The following is a 16834-nucleotide window of genomic DNA, read 5'->3' as shown; positions in this document are numbered from 1 at the left end:
ACTATTCTTCGTAAGCCCAGTCGATCCGGTGCTTCATATCTTTGATCGCCAGCCCCTGCGCCTTGAAATAGGAACGAACCTGATCGACCTTATTGTACTGTTTTTGCTCTTTATACTCCCGATACAACGTCAGCATCCCTTCTAAAACCGCATTGCTCTCCGTTTTTTCTTCGATCAACCCCAGAACGCTTTCCATAAACTGGATGAACGAGTCTTTTAACTGAGTAAAAACTTCCTCGCCCAGCGCGGCCGGCTGAAGCTGGTTCAGATACAGCATATTGACGTATTTCAGTAACGCAAATAACTGGGCAATTCCAACGGCCGTGTTCAAATCGTCATTCAGGGCGCTGTAGAAATCGTCGATGGCTTTCTGAATTTCCTGCTGCTTTTTTTCATCGACAGCAACGTCGTCCGCGGCTGTGTAGGTTAGCATTTTGGCAATCCGCAACCCGTTCGCCAACCGTTTGTACCCTTTGTGGGCCGCTTTCAGTGCTTCGTTCGAAAAATCGAGCGTGCTCCGGTAATGCGATTGCAGCATAAAAAACCGCACCGTCATCGGGCTGTACGGCTGTTCGAGCAGATGGTGGGTGCCCGCAACCAGCTCCGAAGGCAGGAAGGAATTTCCCAGCGATTTCGACATTTTCTGGCCGTTCACTGTCAGCATATTGGAATGCATCCAGTAGCGGGCCGGTTCTTTGCCGTACATGCTCTGCCCCTGCGCCACTTCGCATTCGTGGTGGGGAAATTTCAAATCCATTCCGCCCCCGTGAATATCGAATTGTTTTCCCAAATACTTGGTACTCATACAGGTACACTCCAGATGCCAGCCCGGAAAACCGTTGCTCCAGGGCGACGGCCACCGCATGAGGTGATCGGGAGCTGCTTTTTTCCAAAGGGCAAAATCCAGCGGATTTCGCTTTTCAGACTGACCATCCAGATCGCGGGTTTCGTTCAGTAAATCGTCCAGAATACGACCGGACAATTTTCCGTACTGGCCGCCTTCCCGGTTATACTGCATAATATCGAAATAAACCGATCCATTGGATTCATACGCCAACCCCTTGTCGATCAGCGTCCCGACTGCCTCAATCTGCTCCACCATGTGGCCGGTCGCGGTTGGCTCGATGCTGGGCGACAGCAGGTTGAATAGCTCGGTGACGGAGTGAAAATCGTTCGTATACCGCTGAACAATTTCCATCGGTTCGATTTTTTCCAGCTTCGCCATCCGCCCGATTTTGTCCTCGCCGTCGTCGCCGTCGCCCACGAGGTGGCCCACATCTGTGATATTGCGAACGTACCGAACTTTATAGCCGATGTGCGTTAAATACCGGAACAGGGTGTCGAAGGTCAGGAAAGTACGGACATTCCCTAAATGCACATAATTATAAACCGTTGGCCCACAAACATATAAGCCTACATAAGGCGAAATGAGGGGCACAAACAATTCTTTCCGGCGGGTAAGCGTATTGTATAATTTCAGCGGTTGTGTCGGTGTTGTCATCCTTCAAGCAGGCGATCCGCCCGTGCGGTCATTTTCGAGCCACAAATCTACACAATGTTCGTCGGAAGTCAGCGCATTGTTGACGAGTGGCAAATGCGGTACTTTTCCTATCTTCGCAACTTGATGCCAATAGTGTACCAACCCGCCAGGTTGGTAAAATGGTTCATTTTCCTTTAGTTTACTCTTTCAATTTACACTGTCTTTATCCCGTCAGCATGAGTTTGTTAACAGTTGGTTCAGTGGCTTTCGACGCGCTGGAAACGCCTTTTGGTAAAACCGATAAAATCATTGGCGGAGCCGCCACGTACATTACGCTCTCTGCCTCGTATTTTACGAATCAAAATAATCTGGTAGCCGTCGTCGGCGACGATTTCCCGCAGGAAATGATCGACATTCTCAAGGATCACGGCGTCGATACGGCGGGATTGGAAATCCGGAAAGGCGAGAAAACGTTTTTCTGGTCGGGAAAATACCACAATGACATGAATTCGCGGGACACGGTGGATGTTCAGTTGAATGTCATGGAGAATTTCAACCCGATTATCCCTGAACAATATAAAAACTGTGAGTTTCTGATGTTGGGCAATACCGCTCCGGCGATCCAGAAAATGGTGATCGAACGGCTGCCCAACCGCCCGAAACTGATCATGCTCGACACCATGAACTTCTGGATGGACATCGCCTGGGACGACCTGATGGAAGTGATTAAACTGGTAGACGTCCTGACAGTCAACGATGAAGAAGCACGTCAGTTATCCAAACAGTATTCGCTGGTGAAAGCCGCAGCCGCCATTCAGGCGATGGGCCCCCAAACCGTCATCATCAAGAAAGGGGAACACGGCGCGTTGCTTTTCCACGGCGACAGCATCTTTTTTGCCCCGGCATTGCCGCTGGAAGAAGTGTTTGACCCCACCGGCGCGGGCGACACGTTTGCGGGCGGTTTTATCGGCTATCTGGCCAGCACCAACGATGTGTCGTTCAACAACATGAAGCGCGGCATTATTTACGGTTCGGCAATGGCATCGTTCTGCGTCGAGAAATTCGGTGCCGAACGGCTCTTCAATCTGTCGACCGACGAAATCAACGAGCGCGTCGCGAAATTCGTGCAGCTGTCGGCGTTTGAAATCGTCTAAAACATCTTGAACTCGGATTACGCCGATTAAAGGATTAACTAGGATTGCTTCCGCTGTTATTTTAATCCAAAGGATAATTCCTCTTAATCCCTTAATCGGCGTAATCCCAGTTCAAGACGGTCAATTCCGGTTCATAAACCTCCCCAACCTATGCCGAAGCCATTCCTGTGGTTGCTCCTGTTTGGTTTATCGCTCACCGCAAACCGGGCGTTTTCCCAAACCACTAGCCCGCTGTTTACTTTCGGGCTGATGACCGACGTGCAGTATTGCGACTGTGAAAATGCCGGGACCCGCCACTATCGTTCGTCGCTTCGGAAGCTGACCGAAGCGGTGCAGACGTTCAATCAGCAGAACGTGGATTTTGTGGTGCACCTCGGCGATTTTATTGATCATGACGTATCGAGTTTTGACACGTTGAATGCGCTCATCAAACCGTTGAAAAGCCCGCTTTATCAGGTCTTGGGCAACCACGACTTTTCCGTGAAGCAGGAAGAAATTAAAAAAGTACCGGACATTCTGCGGCTCAAAAACCGGTATTACACGTTCGCGAGAAAACAATGGCGGTTCATTGTGCTGGATGGCAACGACCTCAGCGTGTATGGGCAGGTCAACAACAGTAAAAGCCATCAGGCGGCAACCCAAAAACTGGTCGATCTGAAGGCCCGGAACGCGCCGAATGCCCAGGTCTGGAACGGTGGTTTGGGCGAAAAACAAACCCGCTGGTTGAAAAAAGAACTGGATCTGGCCGCTAAACGGAACGAAAAAGTACTGATTCTGTGTCACTTCCCGCTGGTACCGGAAAAAGATCAGCATACGTTGTGGAATGATCAGGAAATTCGGACCCTGCTGGAAAATTATCCGAACGTGCTGGCTTACCTGAACGGGCATGTCCACGTCAGCAGCCATCTCACCCACAAGGGCATTCACTACGTCACATTCCGGGGTATGGTCGAACAGGAAGACAACGGTTTTGCCATTGTGGAAATCTATCCCGACTACGTAAAAATCAACGGCTATGCCGCCGAAACGAACCGGATTTTAAAAAAGGACGCAGGTAAGTAAACTCCCGGCCCTTATTTGCCCCCGACAACCACCTCGATCAACGAACCATCCGGCAAATAGCGGTTGGCCATTTCCTGCACCTGTGCGGCCGTTACCGCCCGAATCCGCGGGATGTAGGTGCTGATGTAGTCGGCGGGCAACCCTTCGAACAAAACCGTCTTATAGCGGTCAGCAATTTCGAACGGCGTATTCAGATTTCCCACGTACGAACCGGCCATGTAGTTTCGGACGGTTTCCAGTTCCGTCTCCGGTACCGGTTCGTCGCGCAGCCGACGGATTTCCTTCCAGATTTCATCGAGCGTTTCCTGCGTATTTTCCCGTTTTACGTCGGTTCCGATCAAAAACGATCCTTCGTTGGGGTGCATGGCGATATTCGACCAGATTCCGTATGTAAATCCTTTCTCTTCCCGAATATTTTTCATGAGCCGGGAGCCGAAATAACCGCCCAGTACTTCGTTCAGGACCAGCGCGGGGAAATAATCCGGATGGCTGCGGGTGAACAGCAAACGTCCCAGCCGAATCGACGATTGCAGGCTGTCTTCTTTGTCGACCAAAACCGGTCGCGGATCACTGAGTACGGTTTTATTCGCTTCGTTTACCGCCAGCGGTGCTTCGATGGTTTGACAGCCCAGGTATTGATTGATCAGCGCAATTTCCGTTTCCGTTAGTTGTCCGGAAACCACCACCCGGAACGGTTTTTGCCGAATCCGTTGCTGATAATAGGTTTCCACCTGTTCACGCCCAATCGCTTCCAGCGTTTCCGGATTCTGGCTATGACCGTACGGATGGCTTTTGCCGAACACTTTTTCCCGAATCAATCGGGTGGCCACGAAGTTATTTTTTTCCAGATTGACCCGCAGCGTTTGCAGGCTGATATTCTTCTGGTGGTTGAGTTCTTTTTCCGGAATAACCGACTCCAGCAGCATTTCCTGAACCATCGGCAAAATGGAAGGCAGGTGCTTGGTTAAGCTGTAAACCGTCAGGCTGGCGCGGTTGGTGCCGCTCTGCTGTTCCAGATAAGCCCCAAAACGGTCAAAATATTCGCTGATTTGGGCCGATGTGTGCGAGCGGGTTCCTTCCGTCAGCATTTTCATCGCCAGCGACGACAATCCCGGCAGCGGTTCATACCAGGCACCGGCTTCAAAGACAATTTCCAGACGACTAACGGGCTGTTGCCCGGCGTTGATCCAGTAAACCGGCTGTCCGTTGTCCAGCGTCTGCGTCGCTATGGCCGGAATGTTGACTTCTTCAATTCGTTTATATTCGGGTGCCTCCGTTCGATTTACGACTTCCATTGTGCCAATACTCAAGCGATAAAAAAATAATGGCACGCCCGAAGGGTGCCATTGTCACTCTAAAATCAATGTCTGTTTATTCCAGATTACCCCGGTCGTCGGTGTCATCCGATTCGGCCGACTTGGCTTTTTTATCGATGTCGATAATCAACGAAATCCGGAAGGTCTGCGCCAGCGGGCTTCCCTGCGCAACCGGAATCAGGTAGGCAAAGTCGATCCCGTATTTCTGTTGGAGCCGAATGCCTAAACCGGTCGTAAAATATTGCCGTCCGCCTTTCACACGGGGTTCGTGGTAATACCCTACCCGAGCCGCAAACTGCTCGTTATACCAATACTCGATCCCCGTGGCAATGTTGATCTCTTTCACTTCTTCCGAGAATCCGCCGGGCGCATCCGAGAACGAACCAAAAATGGAACTCAGCGTGGGACGATTGGGGTCTTTTCCCTGCGAAATAACCGGAGCACCGTTTTGATACTGAACGACCCCATTGACGGTTTTGTAAACCGGTGGCGTTGGCACCATCAACTTGTTCAGATCAAGAACGAAGTTGAATTTGTTGAATTTATCGGTGTAAAGCGTCAGGGCCGTTCCTAATTTCAGATTAGTTGGAATCGGCGCGGGCGACGTAGTTCCGTAGGTTACTTTACCGCCAATGTTGGAGATAATCCCGCCAAACGACCATTTGAAGCCTTTGCCGGTAATATCGTCGCGCACTTCGTTCTGGTAGAAAGCGCTGATGTCGAAAGCCGCCGTGGACGCCGGTTTCAACGATACGCCATTGACGGAATAGTTACCGGAAAGGTTCGAATTGATGTACCGCAGGTTCACCCCCATCGAGAAGTTCTGAAACAACCGGCGCGAATACGAAGCCGTCACGGCGTATTCCTTGGAGTTGAACGAACCGGCTGGCTGGCCCAGAATGGTCGTAAAATCAATCGTTCCCATATCAAAGTACATCAGCGAAAGACCGATCACGTCGTTCCGGCTCACTTTTTTGTAGCCCGATAAATAGGTAAAATACATATCGTCTACGCCAATACTTCGCAGCCAGGGCGTATAGGACAACGCAAGTCCCTGGTCTTTCTGGGCAAAAACCAGCTTCGCCGGATTCCAGAAAACCGCATTGGCGTCAGCACTCAGCGCAGCACCTGCATCACCCAACCCGGCACTCCGGGCGTCAGGAGTAAAGTTCAGGAACGGCAGCGCCATTTGGGGAATCCGGTACGCAACCGTGTCCTGCCCCAATAAACCCCCACTAATCTGGGCGTTTGAAAATAAAGGAAGTGTCAGGCAACCAAGTAAACAAATTGACGATAAGGTACGTGTCATAGAAGAGGTTAATTAACTCCCGAATTAGCGCGTTCGTTGGGTCACCATTGTAAGAACGCCAAATTTACGATGATTAAAATTGAATATAATAGTTAGTATGGAATATATTTTTATAACTACCTACTATAGAGCAACTTGCCCGAATGCGTTGCAGACGAGCCATCAGACTTTGAACGCAATAGTAGTCGGTAGACGTACAAACCGCGTAATACCGTTGCTCCGCTCGATAGGGTTCCACCCCAGTTTAACCCGGTGATGGACGCGTTGCAGTTAGAACATTGATAGACTCGTTCGTTTACGGTTCGGCCGCTCAGATCGGCGATTTGGAGCGTTGCTTCCAATTCATCACCGGGGCGGTTGTGCCGTATTTCGAAGTTTGCCTGTTCCTGAAATGGGTTGGGTGCTACGTCGACCGACTGAATGATCAACGCCGGTTGTTCGGAAACTACAAATTTCAACGTTGTTTCCGCTGGATTATTGTAAACATCCCACACTTTTACCTGAACTGTATACGTACCCGGCGGCAAGTTTTGCCAGGCATATTGCACGGTCCCGCTTCGGTAATCGTCAAGGTCGGCAACAAAATAGTCATTTGCAACAATCGGCGAATCGTTGTTCAACCGGATCATTATTTCGTGCCCAATACCACTACGGGCAATATTGATGCCATTTTCGTCATTTAATTTGGCAATCAGTGTAGTAATCGGTCCCAATACGGTTCCGCCATCCAAAAAACTCGGGTCGTTGATAAATAGACGCATCGTGGGCGGTTTTGTATCGGCGACCGGATTCGGGACGCTGTTACCGATTAATAAATTATCGTGACTTCCGGCAGCTTCCCCCAGACTATCCGCCTGAACGGCATACAGAAATAGTTTTCCCGGCCCAATCCGATAGTCCAGATCTTTCGGCATGACAAACTGGCCAACGAACTTACCGTTCTGCACCCGAACCTGACCGGTATACAACGGACTGCGGTATTCGGCGTAGCGCATCGGCGGGCTGTATTCCGTTCCGTTGGTCACCAGCGTATCGGCTTTGTCAAACAGCGTCACTTTTACGGAACCGTTAAATTGACTTAATAAGCTTTCGCCCTGCCGGATTTCACCTTCCAGCCGAACGGTTTCCAGCGCGCGGAGGGTATCGGCCTTTGTTCCCGTGGTTTTTCCGTTGATGCGGGTCAGTACGGCTTTGGCCGTTGGATAAGCTAATTGCATCGAAGGATCGCCCAGCAACGTAAAATTACGGTTCAGGCTACCGCTTAGACTGCCATTTTTGGTGAGCCGGATTAACTCGCCCAGCCGGGGAGCGCTTTCGGCGGTATGTTGGGCCAGCGCTTCGTAAAACGCGTTATTCAACAGGTAATTCGTGCTGGCATAAACCGGTCGGGCTGTGGTTAGCAACGCAATACTGCCGCCCTGTGGATTCAGCAAGGCCAGTTCAGCGCCGGAGGTCTGCGCCGGATCGTCGTAGCGCCCAAACTGGCAGGTAGCCGTCACAAAGATCGGTAGCCGCTGGTTGGTCCAGCCCAGAATATCCTGCAACGTCACGACCTGCTCCTCCGCCCATCCCGACTCGCCACCGTGTCCGGTATAGTTGACGATCAACCGACCGTCGTTCAGTGCTTTTGTTATAGCCTGATTCATGGCCGGAGCTTTTTGCCCGCCGGGGCTCGATTCCTGCGCGAAACTATCCAGATACAATTTTTCAATCCGAAACGGCGGTCGTGCGGCTGCAATTTTCTGAGCCAGCCGATCGGCGTCGGTCTGGTGAATATTCGGAAAATCCAGATCGCCGTCGTCGGCGACGAAGGCAATTTTCGTTTGCCAGTCGCCCGGTAAGTTGGACGTAGCCGCGTACCGGATCAATTTATCGACCACCGCCCGGGCTTCTTCAGTCGACTTGACAGGCAAGCGTCCCACGCCAATATCCAGCGTATGGTCGCCCGAAAAATCTTCCGTCCACTCGCCTTCGGCGGTTTCCAGAAATCCGAAATAATCGTCGGAACTGTAACTCAAAACCGGGTGCAGCGACTCCCGGCTTTCGTAGGTTGGCAGGGTTGCCGCCAACTGAGCCGGAGTCATCAGCTTCGTATAATTCTTGTAATCGTACGTGGCATCGCCGAAAAGCAGGAGGTATTTCAACTTGCCGGGCGTCTGATTATTCAACGATCGGGCCAAATCCCGGATGGCAGTTGGGTCAGGCTGGCCGGACGAAAATTCATTGTAAACCTCCTGCGAACTTACCACCAGCACATCCAGTCTATCGTTCTTCCGACGAAAATCCGCCAGCCGCTCCGCCTGTGCCCGCCAACTGGCCGATGTAACCACGAGCAGGTCGGGCGTCGGCCGGTTTTGCAAACTCTGATTGTTAACAACAGCAACTGTTTCGGGCGTAAATGCTTGATCCGGCGAAAAAACCAGGTATTCGCGCAGGCGGTTTCCGGCGGCTGTCAGGCTTCCTTCCTGCTTATCATTGATCGTAACGGGCAGCAAAACCGGTGTTTGCCGGTTGGTAACGTCCCATACCTGCATGGTAGCAGTAGCTTGTTGAATGACGTAACGAACTGTCGCCGACCGAACCGATTCCAGCGATCGGAACAGAAACGATTCGTCGTAACGGCGCAGCGTTCGCCGGGTCTGAATGGCCAGCGATTGCAAATAACCTTGCCCGGTTTTGTCATACGACAACGTCAATCGAACGGGGTTTTCCAGTGAAGCGGGCGTGACGGTAAATGTCTGGCGGTTTTGGCGCCCTTTCCGGTCATACGTATAATCCGTCACACTTTCAATAGCCTGTGTTCCAACCGCCTGCGTTCCCCATTTTACCTGAAATTGCGTATTGACCAGCGCCCGGCCCACGACGTCCGACGTAACCAGCGCGGTCGAATTAGGCACCAAACCCGATAAATTGAACGAAACGGTTTTATCCGTTCCAATGCCGAGATACTCCAGCCACTCCCGGCCCGAGCGAACCAGATTGGTTAGTTCACCCGCCGGTTTGTAAAACGCGTAATCGTCAAATTCGGTGATTACTGTACCCGACTGCGGCATCGTCGGCTGGGTCGCCATTCGTTTCCCGGTTTTCTGTCCGTAGGTCAGAAAATAGTACGTCGTGTCGGAGTAGGGATTGATCTGGTGCGAAAACCGCCGGGCAGTTGAGTCGTAGAAAACCGGGTGCGGGCTTTCGGCGAAAAAATACACGGCATCGCTGGCGTCGAAACGTCCGTCGGTTTCGCCGTTTACCCAGATGGCATTTTCGGTCAGATCGCGGGCGCGGAATTTTGCGTTAGCTTGTGGCAGTGCAGCTCCGCCGTTGCCAAAAAGCCGGATGGTGCGCGGATCGAGGGCGGAAACGCTAACGCCAGCCTTCGTCAGAAAAGCCGCATCGAGTTTGCAGACACCGGTTTTGGTGATTCCGATTTTCAGCCACGGGCCGTCGGCCAAAACCGATGGCAACGGTTGCGCCCGCGCGCTCAGGCCTAATCCGATGAGGATCAGCCCAATGGCAAGCCCGCATTTATTCCGTTTTTTCCACCCAAACATGCGCCCAAATCGACACTTTCAAACCTGTAGTCTTCTCCGTACAAACGACGCGGGTGCGCCGTTTCATGCCCCGGATGTATTCTTTCTGCAAAAAACGAAAGGTTTCGCCTTCCGGCATTTCAACCAGCAGTTGCTGTCCGTCTGGTTTTACGTCCAGTTGCCGCAAGGCACGGGTGAGCGTCGGGTGCGCTCCGGTCGAAGCCGCGGGATTGCTGAGGTAGCTCTTCAGAGGAGTTAAAACCGTAACCGGAAAAACCGCTTCGTGCAATACGGGCTGCATGACTTCCCGAAACATCTTTTTCCAGGCCGGGCCGTGTGGCCGCCCGAGCCGACGGTATCGCTGATAGACCAGCAAATGCGCCACTTCGTGCAGATACGTAATCAGGAAAGCGTACGGATTAAGGTCATTATTAACGGTAATCGTAAACTCGGTGCCCCGTTCGACCCGAAAATCGCCCAGCTTCGTCCGCCGGGGACTGGACGCGATAAACGCAAACGGATGGTTTTTCCACAAATCGTAACAATACGAAACGGCGTGGCCCGGCAGGTGTCTTTCCAAAATACGCAGTACTTCCATTCTCAACTGGCAACCAACAAAAAAGCCCTATCATAAAGATAAGGCTTTTTCCGTCAGTTCGATTCCGATGATCTGATTACTTCGTCGTGTCGGCAGCTGCGCTATCAGCCGGAGCAGCGGTTGCGCTGTCGGTCGACATCATGCTGCTGTCAGATGACATCGTAGCGGTGCTGTCTGTTGAAGTCGTTTCTTCTGTTTTAGGTTTGCTTTGGCAGGCAGCGAAAGTCAACATGCTTCCTACGAACAGAAGTGCTAATACTTTTTTCATTTTCGTCTCGGGGCGTTTAAGGTTTGAGCCGTAAATTTAACATAAAATCAAAAAATACAATAACATCCTGCCTTTCAACCGATAAATTATACTAGAGGCTTTTAAATATCACATTGCTTATGGTATTTATTCACTACCGCGCCCGGCACGGCCCGTGAATTTATCGTACATACCGGTGCTGCGAAAGGTCAATAGTTTATGACCGAAATAATTGGCCAGAAAGCTGAACCCCATACCAACGACGTGGGACGCTTTTTCGCGCCAGAACAGCGAAAACGCCGGGAAGTAGGGATTGGCCACCCATTTCAGCGTAGCGACTGCCATTCCGACCTGCACCCCCCAAGCAACGAGGGCAATGGCCAGGAATTTAACCGCTTCCCGCCCGGTATTACCGGTTTCTTTGGCCGAAAACGCGTAGTTTTTGGTGGGAATAAAGCTGACAACCGTTGCAGTCAGGTAACCCAGCAATACGCTGGTATCAAAATTGAAGAATTTCCGGTAGAAAATCTGGGAAACGAAGTTGACCGTAGCTCCTAGAAGCGCAGTTAGAAAGAAAGTAAAGAAACTTTTCTTCTTTACTTCTATAGTTTTAGGTTCGCTGCTATTCACACTGATCACCTTGGTGCATGAATTTTGATTATCTGAGAACTCAAAGGTAAAGAACTGTGCCTGTTACACCCTTATTCGTGAGATGTTTATGAGCCAATGGCTCTCCAACCACTAAATCAAATTCTGAAATAATCCCGGAATAAGTCCTAAAACGATAGTAAGTACGGTGGCGGCAATCAACACAAACCGATAGAATGGAGCCACCTGAATTTGAGTCGATGAACCTTCCCGGAAATACATGGCAATGACCACCCGGAAGTAATAGTAAATACCGACAGCCGACATCAAAACCGCCAGCACCAGAATCCAGACCATGCCTTTGTCGACAGCCGCCGAAAAGATCATGAATTTACCCCAAAACCCGGCCGTCAACGGAATACCGGCCAGTGACAACATGGAAACCGCCAGAATAAACGCCAGCAGCGGATTTTGGCGCGACAAACCATTGAAAGCCGTGTAGGTATCGCCGGGCTGACCGTTGGCGATTCGTTGTTTGGAAACCACCAGCAGAATTCCGAACGCAGCGATGGTGGCAACGGAGTAAGCCAGGGAGTAAAAAACCAGTGCCTGTTTGGATTGCTGACCTAAAGCCGCCAGGCCGATCAGCAGATAACCGGCGTGAGAAATGCTGGAATAGGCCATCATTCGTTTAAAGCTTTCCTGGTAGGCTGCCGTCAGGTTTCCGACCAGCAACGTCAGCCCGGTAATGACTGCCAGCGTGATCCACCAGAAACCGTATATCGCACTAAACGCAACGGATAACAATTGCAGCAGGGCCGCAAAACCGGCGGTTTTGACCACCGTCGACATGAATGCGGTAAATAAGGTTGGCGCTCCTTCGTACACGTCGGGCGTCCAGAAATGGAACGGAGCCGCCGACACTTTGAACAGCATCCCGATCAACACCATCAAAACTCCCAGGTAAAGCAACAGCGACGGACGACCGTGCGACAGGGCAATGTAGCCTTTAATATCCGTCAATGTGAACGAACCAGCCGCGCCATATAGCAACGCCATGCCAAACAGCATGATGCCCGTCGCAAAAGCACCCATCAGAAAGTATTTCAGAGCCGCTTCGTTGGAACGTAGATTCCGCTTGTCGCTGCCCGTCAGAATGTACATGGAAACCGACAGAATTTCGACGCCGACGAAAAGCATAATCAGGTTTTCGTAGGAAATCATCATGATGGCTCCCACGATCGAAAACAACAGAATAGCGTAATATTCAGCCGGTTGGGCGGATTCGTCAGTCAAAAAATCACCGGAAAGTGACACCACCATAAAGGCCGAAACCAGTACGATGCTCGTGAATAAAATGGCGACGTTGCTGATCAGCAGCATGTCGCCGAAATAGAGATATGATTTATTCCACTCCAGAAAACCGGCTCCCAGCGCAAGCAGGATGAATAATAGAGTAGCCGGTAACAGAACCGCCCGGGACTTCAGAAAGCCCAAATACAGGAGCACGATTCCAAAGACAGACAGGAGTACAATCGAAAGCATATTTTGTATCGTTTGAGGTATCCGATTTAAGGCCTGACGTCTACTGGATGGAATTGGTAAACGTTAAACCCTAAACTTCAAACTATTTTATAAACTGTAATAGGTTCGTAACTGCCGGTTCGGTCAGTTTCAAAAATGAGTTCGGTACAAGTCCAATCCAGAAAACCATAAAACAAAGCGGGATAAACACCCAGCTTTCGCTCCCGGAAACGTCGTTGAAACCGGTCGTCAAATCGGTGGTTTTACCAAACATGGCTTTCTGAAATAACCGCAGCATGTAAACGGCTCCGAAAATAATCGTCAGACCGGCCACACCGCCCAGTATATTATTGTGTTCGAACACGCCCGCCAGCAATAAAAACTCGCCGACAAAACCGTTGGTCAGCGGCAGCGCGACACTGCCGAGCAGCAGAATCATGAAGAATACCGTCAGCTTCGGCGTGTAGCGGGTGATACCGCCCATCTGGTCGAGCAGCCGGGTGTTGGTGCGCGACGCAATGATGTCGGCCACGAAAAACATTCCGACGACGTTGATGCCGTGCGCCAGCATCTGCACCAGGGCGCCCTGAATTCCGTACGACGTTTGCGAGAAAACTCCGGCGGCCATCAGGCCAACGTGCGAAAATGACGAATACGCAATCAGTCGCTTGATGTCGCGCTGGCGAATGGCGATGAGCGCTCCGTAGACAATTCCGATGACCGAAAGCACAATGGCCGTTGTGCCCCACCTATCGACGCCTTCGGGAACGATGGGCAGCAACAGACGAATGACGCCGTAAACCCCCATTTTCAGCATAATTCCGGCCAGCAGCATGGTGGCTGGTGTCGGCGATTCCACGTAGGTATCCGGTTGCCAGGTATGGAACGGGAAAACCGGCATTTTGATGGCAAAGGCAATGAAGAAGGCCCAGAAAATCCAGGTTTGTTCCGTGGCGCTGAGTTTCAGGTTATATAGATCGGTGATGGCCGACGAATGAATACCGGTTGCGGGCGACGTCTGGAAGTAAAGATAAACGAGCGCCACCAGCATGAACAAACTCCCGAAAATGGTGTAAACGAAGAACTTGAAGGTAACGGCAATGCGGTTTTCGCCACCCCAGGAAGCGGCCAGAAAATAGATCGGAATCAGCGCGGCTTCGAAATACAGGTAGAACAGAAAGGCGTCCCGCGCCGTGAAAACGCCCATCAGGGCGGCTTGCATGAACAGAATCAGCGAATAAAAAACCGCCGGACGTTCGTACGTATGGCGGAATGCCGAGAGAATAATGAGCGGAGTCAACAGGCCCGTCAGGACAACCAGCAGCAGACTGACGCCGTCGATACCGGCACTAAAGCGGATGCTGCCCGCGAAAATCCACGGATAATCGAAGCTGAATTGGGAAGTTGCGTCGGGAACGAAGTTCAGAAAAGCATAGCCCGATAAAGCCAGCTCGACCAGCGCGCCAGCGAAAGCGATTTGTTTGGCCTGTTTCCCCCCAACAGCCAGCACCAGCAGCGCGGCCAGAATCGGAAAGAGCAGAATAGAAAGTGTAAGCATCTACTAGTTGTATGATAAGTGACTGTTAACCAATCCGCCCATTTCTAAAGCTTGATAAAAAACCGCAACCACAGGATGACGGCAATGCTGGCGACCATCGCGAAAACGTAAAAGCCGATCGAGCCGGTTTGCAGTCTGCGCAACTGCCCCGACGTTTGTTTGACCGCCCAGCCCGTTCCGTTCACGACGCCATCGATGATGAATTCGCCGAAACTGTAGAACGCATCGGACAAGCCACGAGTCGGTTTGACAATGATGTTTTCGTACAGCTCGTCGATATAATATTTGTTGTACAGCACTTTTTCCACCACCGGCCGTTCCACTGTGTCTGCTTCCGGCAAGTTAACGCGCTGAATATACATCACGTAAGCAACCACCAGCGCCAGAATGGCGACGCCCGACGAAATGCCCATCAGCATGAATTCTTCGCTGTGTGTCAGCAGGGTTTCGTCAAACGAATGTGGGCTTACTTTCCGGGAAAGCTCAAAAATGGGGTCCAGGAATTCGGCCAGGCTCGCGCTGCCGCCCAGGGCTTCCGGCACATTGAAAAAACCGCCAATGACCGACAAAACCGCCAGCACCAGCAACGGAATGGTCATGCTGGCCGGTGATTCGTGCAGGTGTTCACGCGTGTGCTCCGTTCCGCGAAAACGGCCGAAGAAGGTCAGGAATAGCAGACGGAACATGTAGAAGGAGGTCATGGCCGAGCCAATCACACCCAGTACCCAGAGCAGTTTGTTGTGCTCGTAGACGTGCATCAGGATTTCGTCTTTCGAGAAAAAACCGGCAAAGGGCGGAATCCCGGAAATGGCAATGGTGGCAATCAGGAAGGTCCAGTAGGTAATGGGCAGGTATTTGCGCAAACCGCCCATTTTCCGGATGTCCTGCTCATCGGCCATCGCGTGGATGACGCTACCGGCGCCGAGGAACAACAACGCTTTAAAAAACGCGTGGGTCATGACGTGGAACATGCCGGAGGTGTAGCCCATTACGCTCAATCCCAGGAACATGTAACCGAGCTGGCTGACCGTCGAATAGGCCAGTACTTTCTTGATGTCGTTTTGAACCAGACCAATCGAAGCAGCCAGCAAAGCCGTGGCGATGGCAATACCGCCCATGATTTCGAGCGTAATGGGGGATAACGTATAGAGGACATTCGAGCGAACGACCATGTAAATACCCGCCGTTACCATCGTTGCCGCGTGGATCAGGGCCGAAACCGGGGTCGGGCCGGCCATCGCGTCGGGCAGCCAGGTGTACAGTGGAATCTGCGCGGATTTCCCCATCGCTCCGACGAAGAGCAGCATCGTAATAGCGACAACCGTTGGGTCGCCAATCGGAAAACCGGCGGCCTGTTCGAACACGTCGACGTATTCGACAGAGCCGAACGCGCCCATGATCATGAAAATACCGAGCAGAAAACCGAGGTCACCGATGCGGTTCATGACAAAGGCTTTCCGGGCTGCGTTGTTGTAACTCGTGTTTTTATTCCAGAAACCGATCAACAGGTACGAACAAAGTCCGACGCCTTCCCAGCCGATGAACATGACGACGTAGTTCGAGCCCATGACCAGCAGGAGCATGAAGAACAGAAACAGGTTCAGGAACGCCATGAACTTGCCGTAGCCGTCGTCGTGCTTCATGTAGCCGATCGAATAGATGTGAATCAGCGATCCAACGCCGGTCACAATCAGCAGCATGATCAGCGAAAGCTGGTCGATCTGGAACGAAAAAGGGATGTTGAAGTGGCCGACCGTGATCCAGTCGAACAAAACCGTTCGGACGGGAGCGGTTTTTCCAAGTTCCGAAATGGTCGTAAAACCGTCGAATACAAGCAAGACACACGCAAACGCGGCCAGTGGCCCGGCGGCTGCAATGATTCCGACCAGTCCGGTGGGTACTTTCCGGAAACCAATTCCATTAATAATGAATCCGATTAAAGGCAACAGCGGAATCAAAAGTATCAGTAAATCCGTCTGCATTTTTAGAGCTATAGCGTTGTAAAAAAAATGAACAATGAATAATTAATAATGAATAATGTTTGTGTTAACTCATTCATTTTTAATTGTTCATTATTAATTAATGGAACTTACCACTTGAGTTTATTGAGCAACCCGACGTCAATGGAACGGGTGTTTCGGTAAATCATCACAATGATGGCCAGCCCGACGGCTACTTCGGCTGCGGCAACGGCCATGATGAAAAAGACAAAAACCTGGCCGGTAGGGTCGGCGCGGTACGATGAGAAAGCAATCAACATCAGATTGACGGAATTGAGCATCAACTCAATCGACATGAAAATGATGATGGCGTTCCGGCGAGTGAGTACGCCGATGATTCCGATGACAAACAGCGCCGTGCTGATGATGAGGTAATATTTCAAGTCGATCAGTTGGATGACTTCGGGAACTTGAATCGGCACTTGGCTTGGCTGCATACGGCGCTGAGGTCTATATACTGGTGGTTAAGTTCTT

The 16834-nt window shown here is 51.3% G+C and carries 13 protein-coding genes; 2 read left to right on the top strand and 11 right to left on the bottom strand.

What is annotated here, in order from left to right; genetic code table 11:
• Position 1 precedes the first annotated feature (1 nt).
• Positions 2 to 1501, bottom strand: a complete 1500-nt coding sequence (cysS, locus tag EHT25_RS27310) for a cysteine--tRNA ligase (protein WP_124878543.1) — start codon at positions 1499 to 1501, stop codon at positions 2 to 4.
• A 215-nt stretch (positions 1502 to 1716) separates the two neighbouring features.
• Here cysS and EHT25_RS27305 point away from each other — a divergent pair, with 215 nt between their 5' ends.
• Entirely contained in the window at positions 1717 to 2634 is a 918-nt protein-coding gene (locus EHT25_RS27305; RefSeq protein ID WP_124878542.1) for a PfkB family carbohydrate kinase, read from the top strand.
• 150 nt (positions 2635 to 2784) lie between these two features.
• Complete coding sequence (locus EHT25_RS27300; protein ID WP_124878541.1) at positions 2785 to 3696, top strand: metallophosphoesterase; 912 nt, start codon at positions 2785 to 2787, stop codon at positions 3694 to 3696.
• A gap of 11 nt (positions 3697 to 3707) precedes the next feature.
• On the opposite strand, the gene EHT25_RS27295 is transcribed toward EHT25_RS27300, so the two are convergent.
• The 10 genes from EHT25_RS27295 to nuoK all read right to left on the bottom strand — a co-directional run bounded on the left by EHT25_RS27295 (position 3708) and on the right by nuoK (position 16797).
• Positions 3708 to 4991: a M16 family metallopeptidase gene (locus tag EHT25_RS27295; RefSeq protein WP_124878540.1), complete on the bottom strand. Its 1284-nt coding sequence runs from the start codon at positions 4989 to 4991 to the stop codon at positions 3708 to 3710.
• A gap of 76 nt (positions 4992 to 5067) precedes the next feature.
• Entirely contained in the window at positions 5068 to 6321 is a 1254-nt protein-coding gene (gene porV, locus EHT25_RS27290; protein ID WP_124878539.1) for a type IX secretion system outer membrane channel protein PorV, read from the bottom strand.
• A 116-nt stretch (positions 6322 to 6437) separates the two neighbouring features.
• On the bottom strand, positions 6438 to 9866 hold the full coding sequence (gene porU, locus EHT25_RS27285) for a type IX secretion system sortase PorU (RefSeq protein ID WP_124878538.1): 3429 nt from the start codon (positions 9864 to 9866) through the stop codon (positions 6438 to 6440).
• Positions 9841 to 10443: a SprT-like domain-containing protein gene (locus EHT25_RS27280; RefSeq protein ID WP_124878537.1), complete on the bottom strand. Its 603-nt coding sequence runs from the start codon at positions 10441 to 10443 to the stop codon at positions 9841 to 9843. The genes porU and EHT25_RS27280 overlap by 26 nt, the downstream gene beginning before the upstream one ends.
• Positions 10444 to 10519: 76 nt before the next feature.
• Positions 10520 to 10711, bottom strand: a complete 192-nt coding sequence (locus EHT25_RS27275; RefSeq protein WP_124878536.1) for a hypothetical protein — start codon at positions 10709 to 10711, stop codon at positions 10520 to 10522.
• A gap of 126 nt (positions 10712 to 10837) precedes the next feature.
• Positions 10838 to 11320, bottom strand: coding sequence for a GtrA family protein (locus EHT25_RS27270; RefSeq protein WP_124878535.1), 483 nt, complete (start codon positions 11318 to 11320; stop codon positions 10838 to 10840).
• Positions 11321 to 11431: 111 nt separating this feature from the next.
• Positions 11432 to 12823: an NADH-quinone oxidoreductase subunit N gene (locus EHT25_RS27265; RefSeq protein WP_124878534.1), complete on the bottom strand. Its 1392-nt coding sequence runs from the start codon at positions 12821 to 12823 to the stop codon at positions 11432 to 11434.
• An 82-nt stretch (positions 12824 to 12905) separates the two neighbouring features.
• Entirely contained in the window at positions 12906 to 14360 is a 1455-nt protein-coding gene (locus EHT25_RS27260; RefSeq protein WP_124878533.1) for a complex I subunit 4 family protein, read from the bottom strand.
• 44 nt (positions 14361 to 14404) lie between these two features.
• Positions 14405 to 16342 carry an NADH-quinone oxidoreductase subunit L gene (nuoL, locus tag EHT25_RS27255; RefSeq protein WP_124878532.1) on the bottom strand — a complete coding sequence of 646 codons (1938 nt, stop codon included), beginning with the start codon at positions 16340 to 16342 and terminating at the stop codon, positions 14405 to 14407.
• Between the two features lie 107 nt (positions 16343 to 16449).
• Complete coding sequence (nuoK, locus tag EHT25_RS27250; RefSeq protein WP_124878531.1) at positions 16450 to 16797, bottom strand: NADH-quinone oxidoreductase subunit NuoK; 348 nt, start codon at positions 16795 to 16797, stop codon at positions 16450 to 16452.
• Between the last annotated feature and the right edge of the window lie 37 nt (positions 16798 to 16834).

It is taken from the genome of Larkinella rosea (genome assembly GCF_003858635.1).
GTDB classification, from domain to species: Bacteria; Bacteroidota; Bacteroidia; order Cytophagales; family Spirosomataceae; genus Larkinella; species Larkinella rosea.
This window is presented reverse-complemented; position numbering and strand designations above follow the sequence as displayed.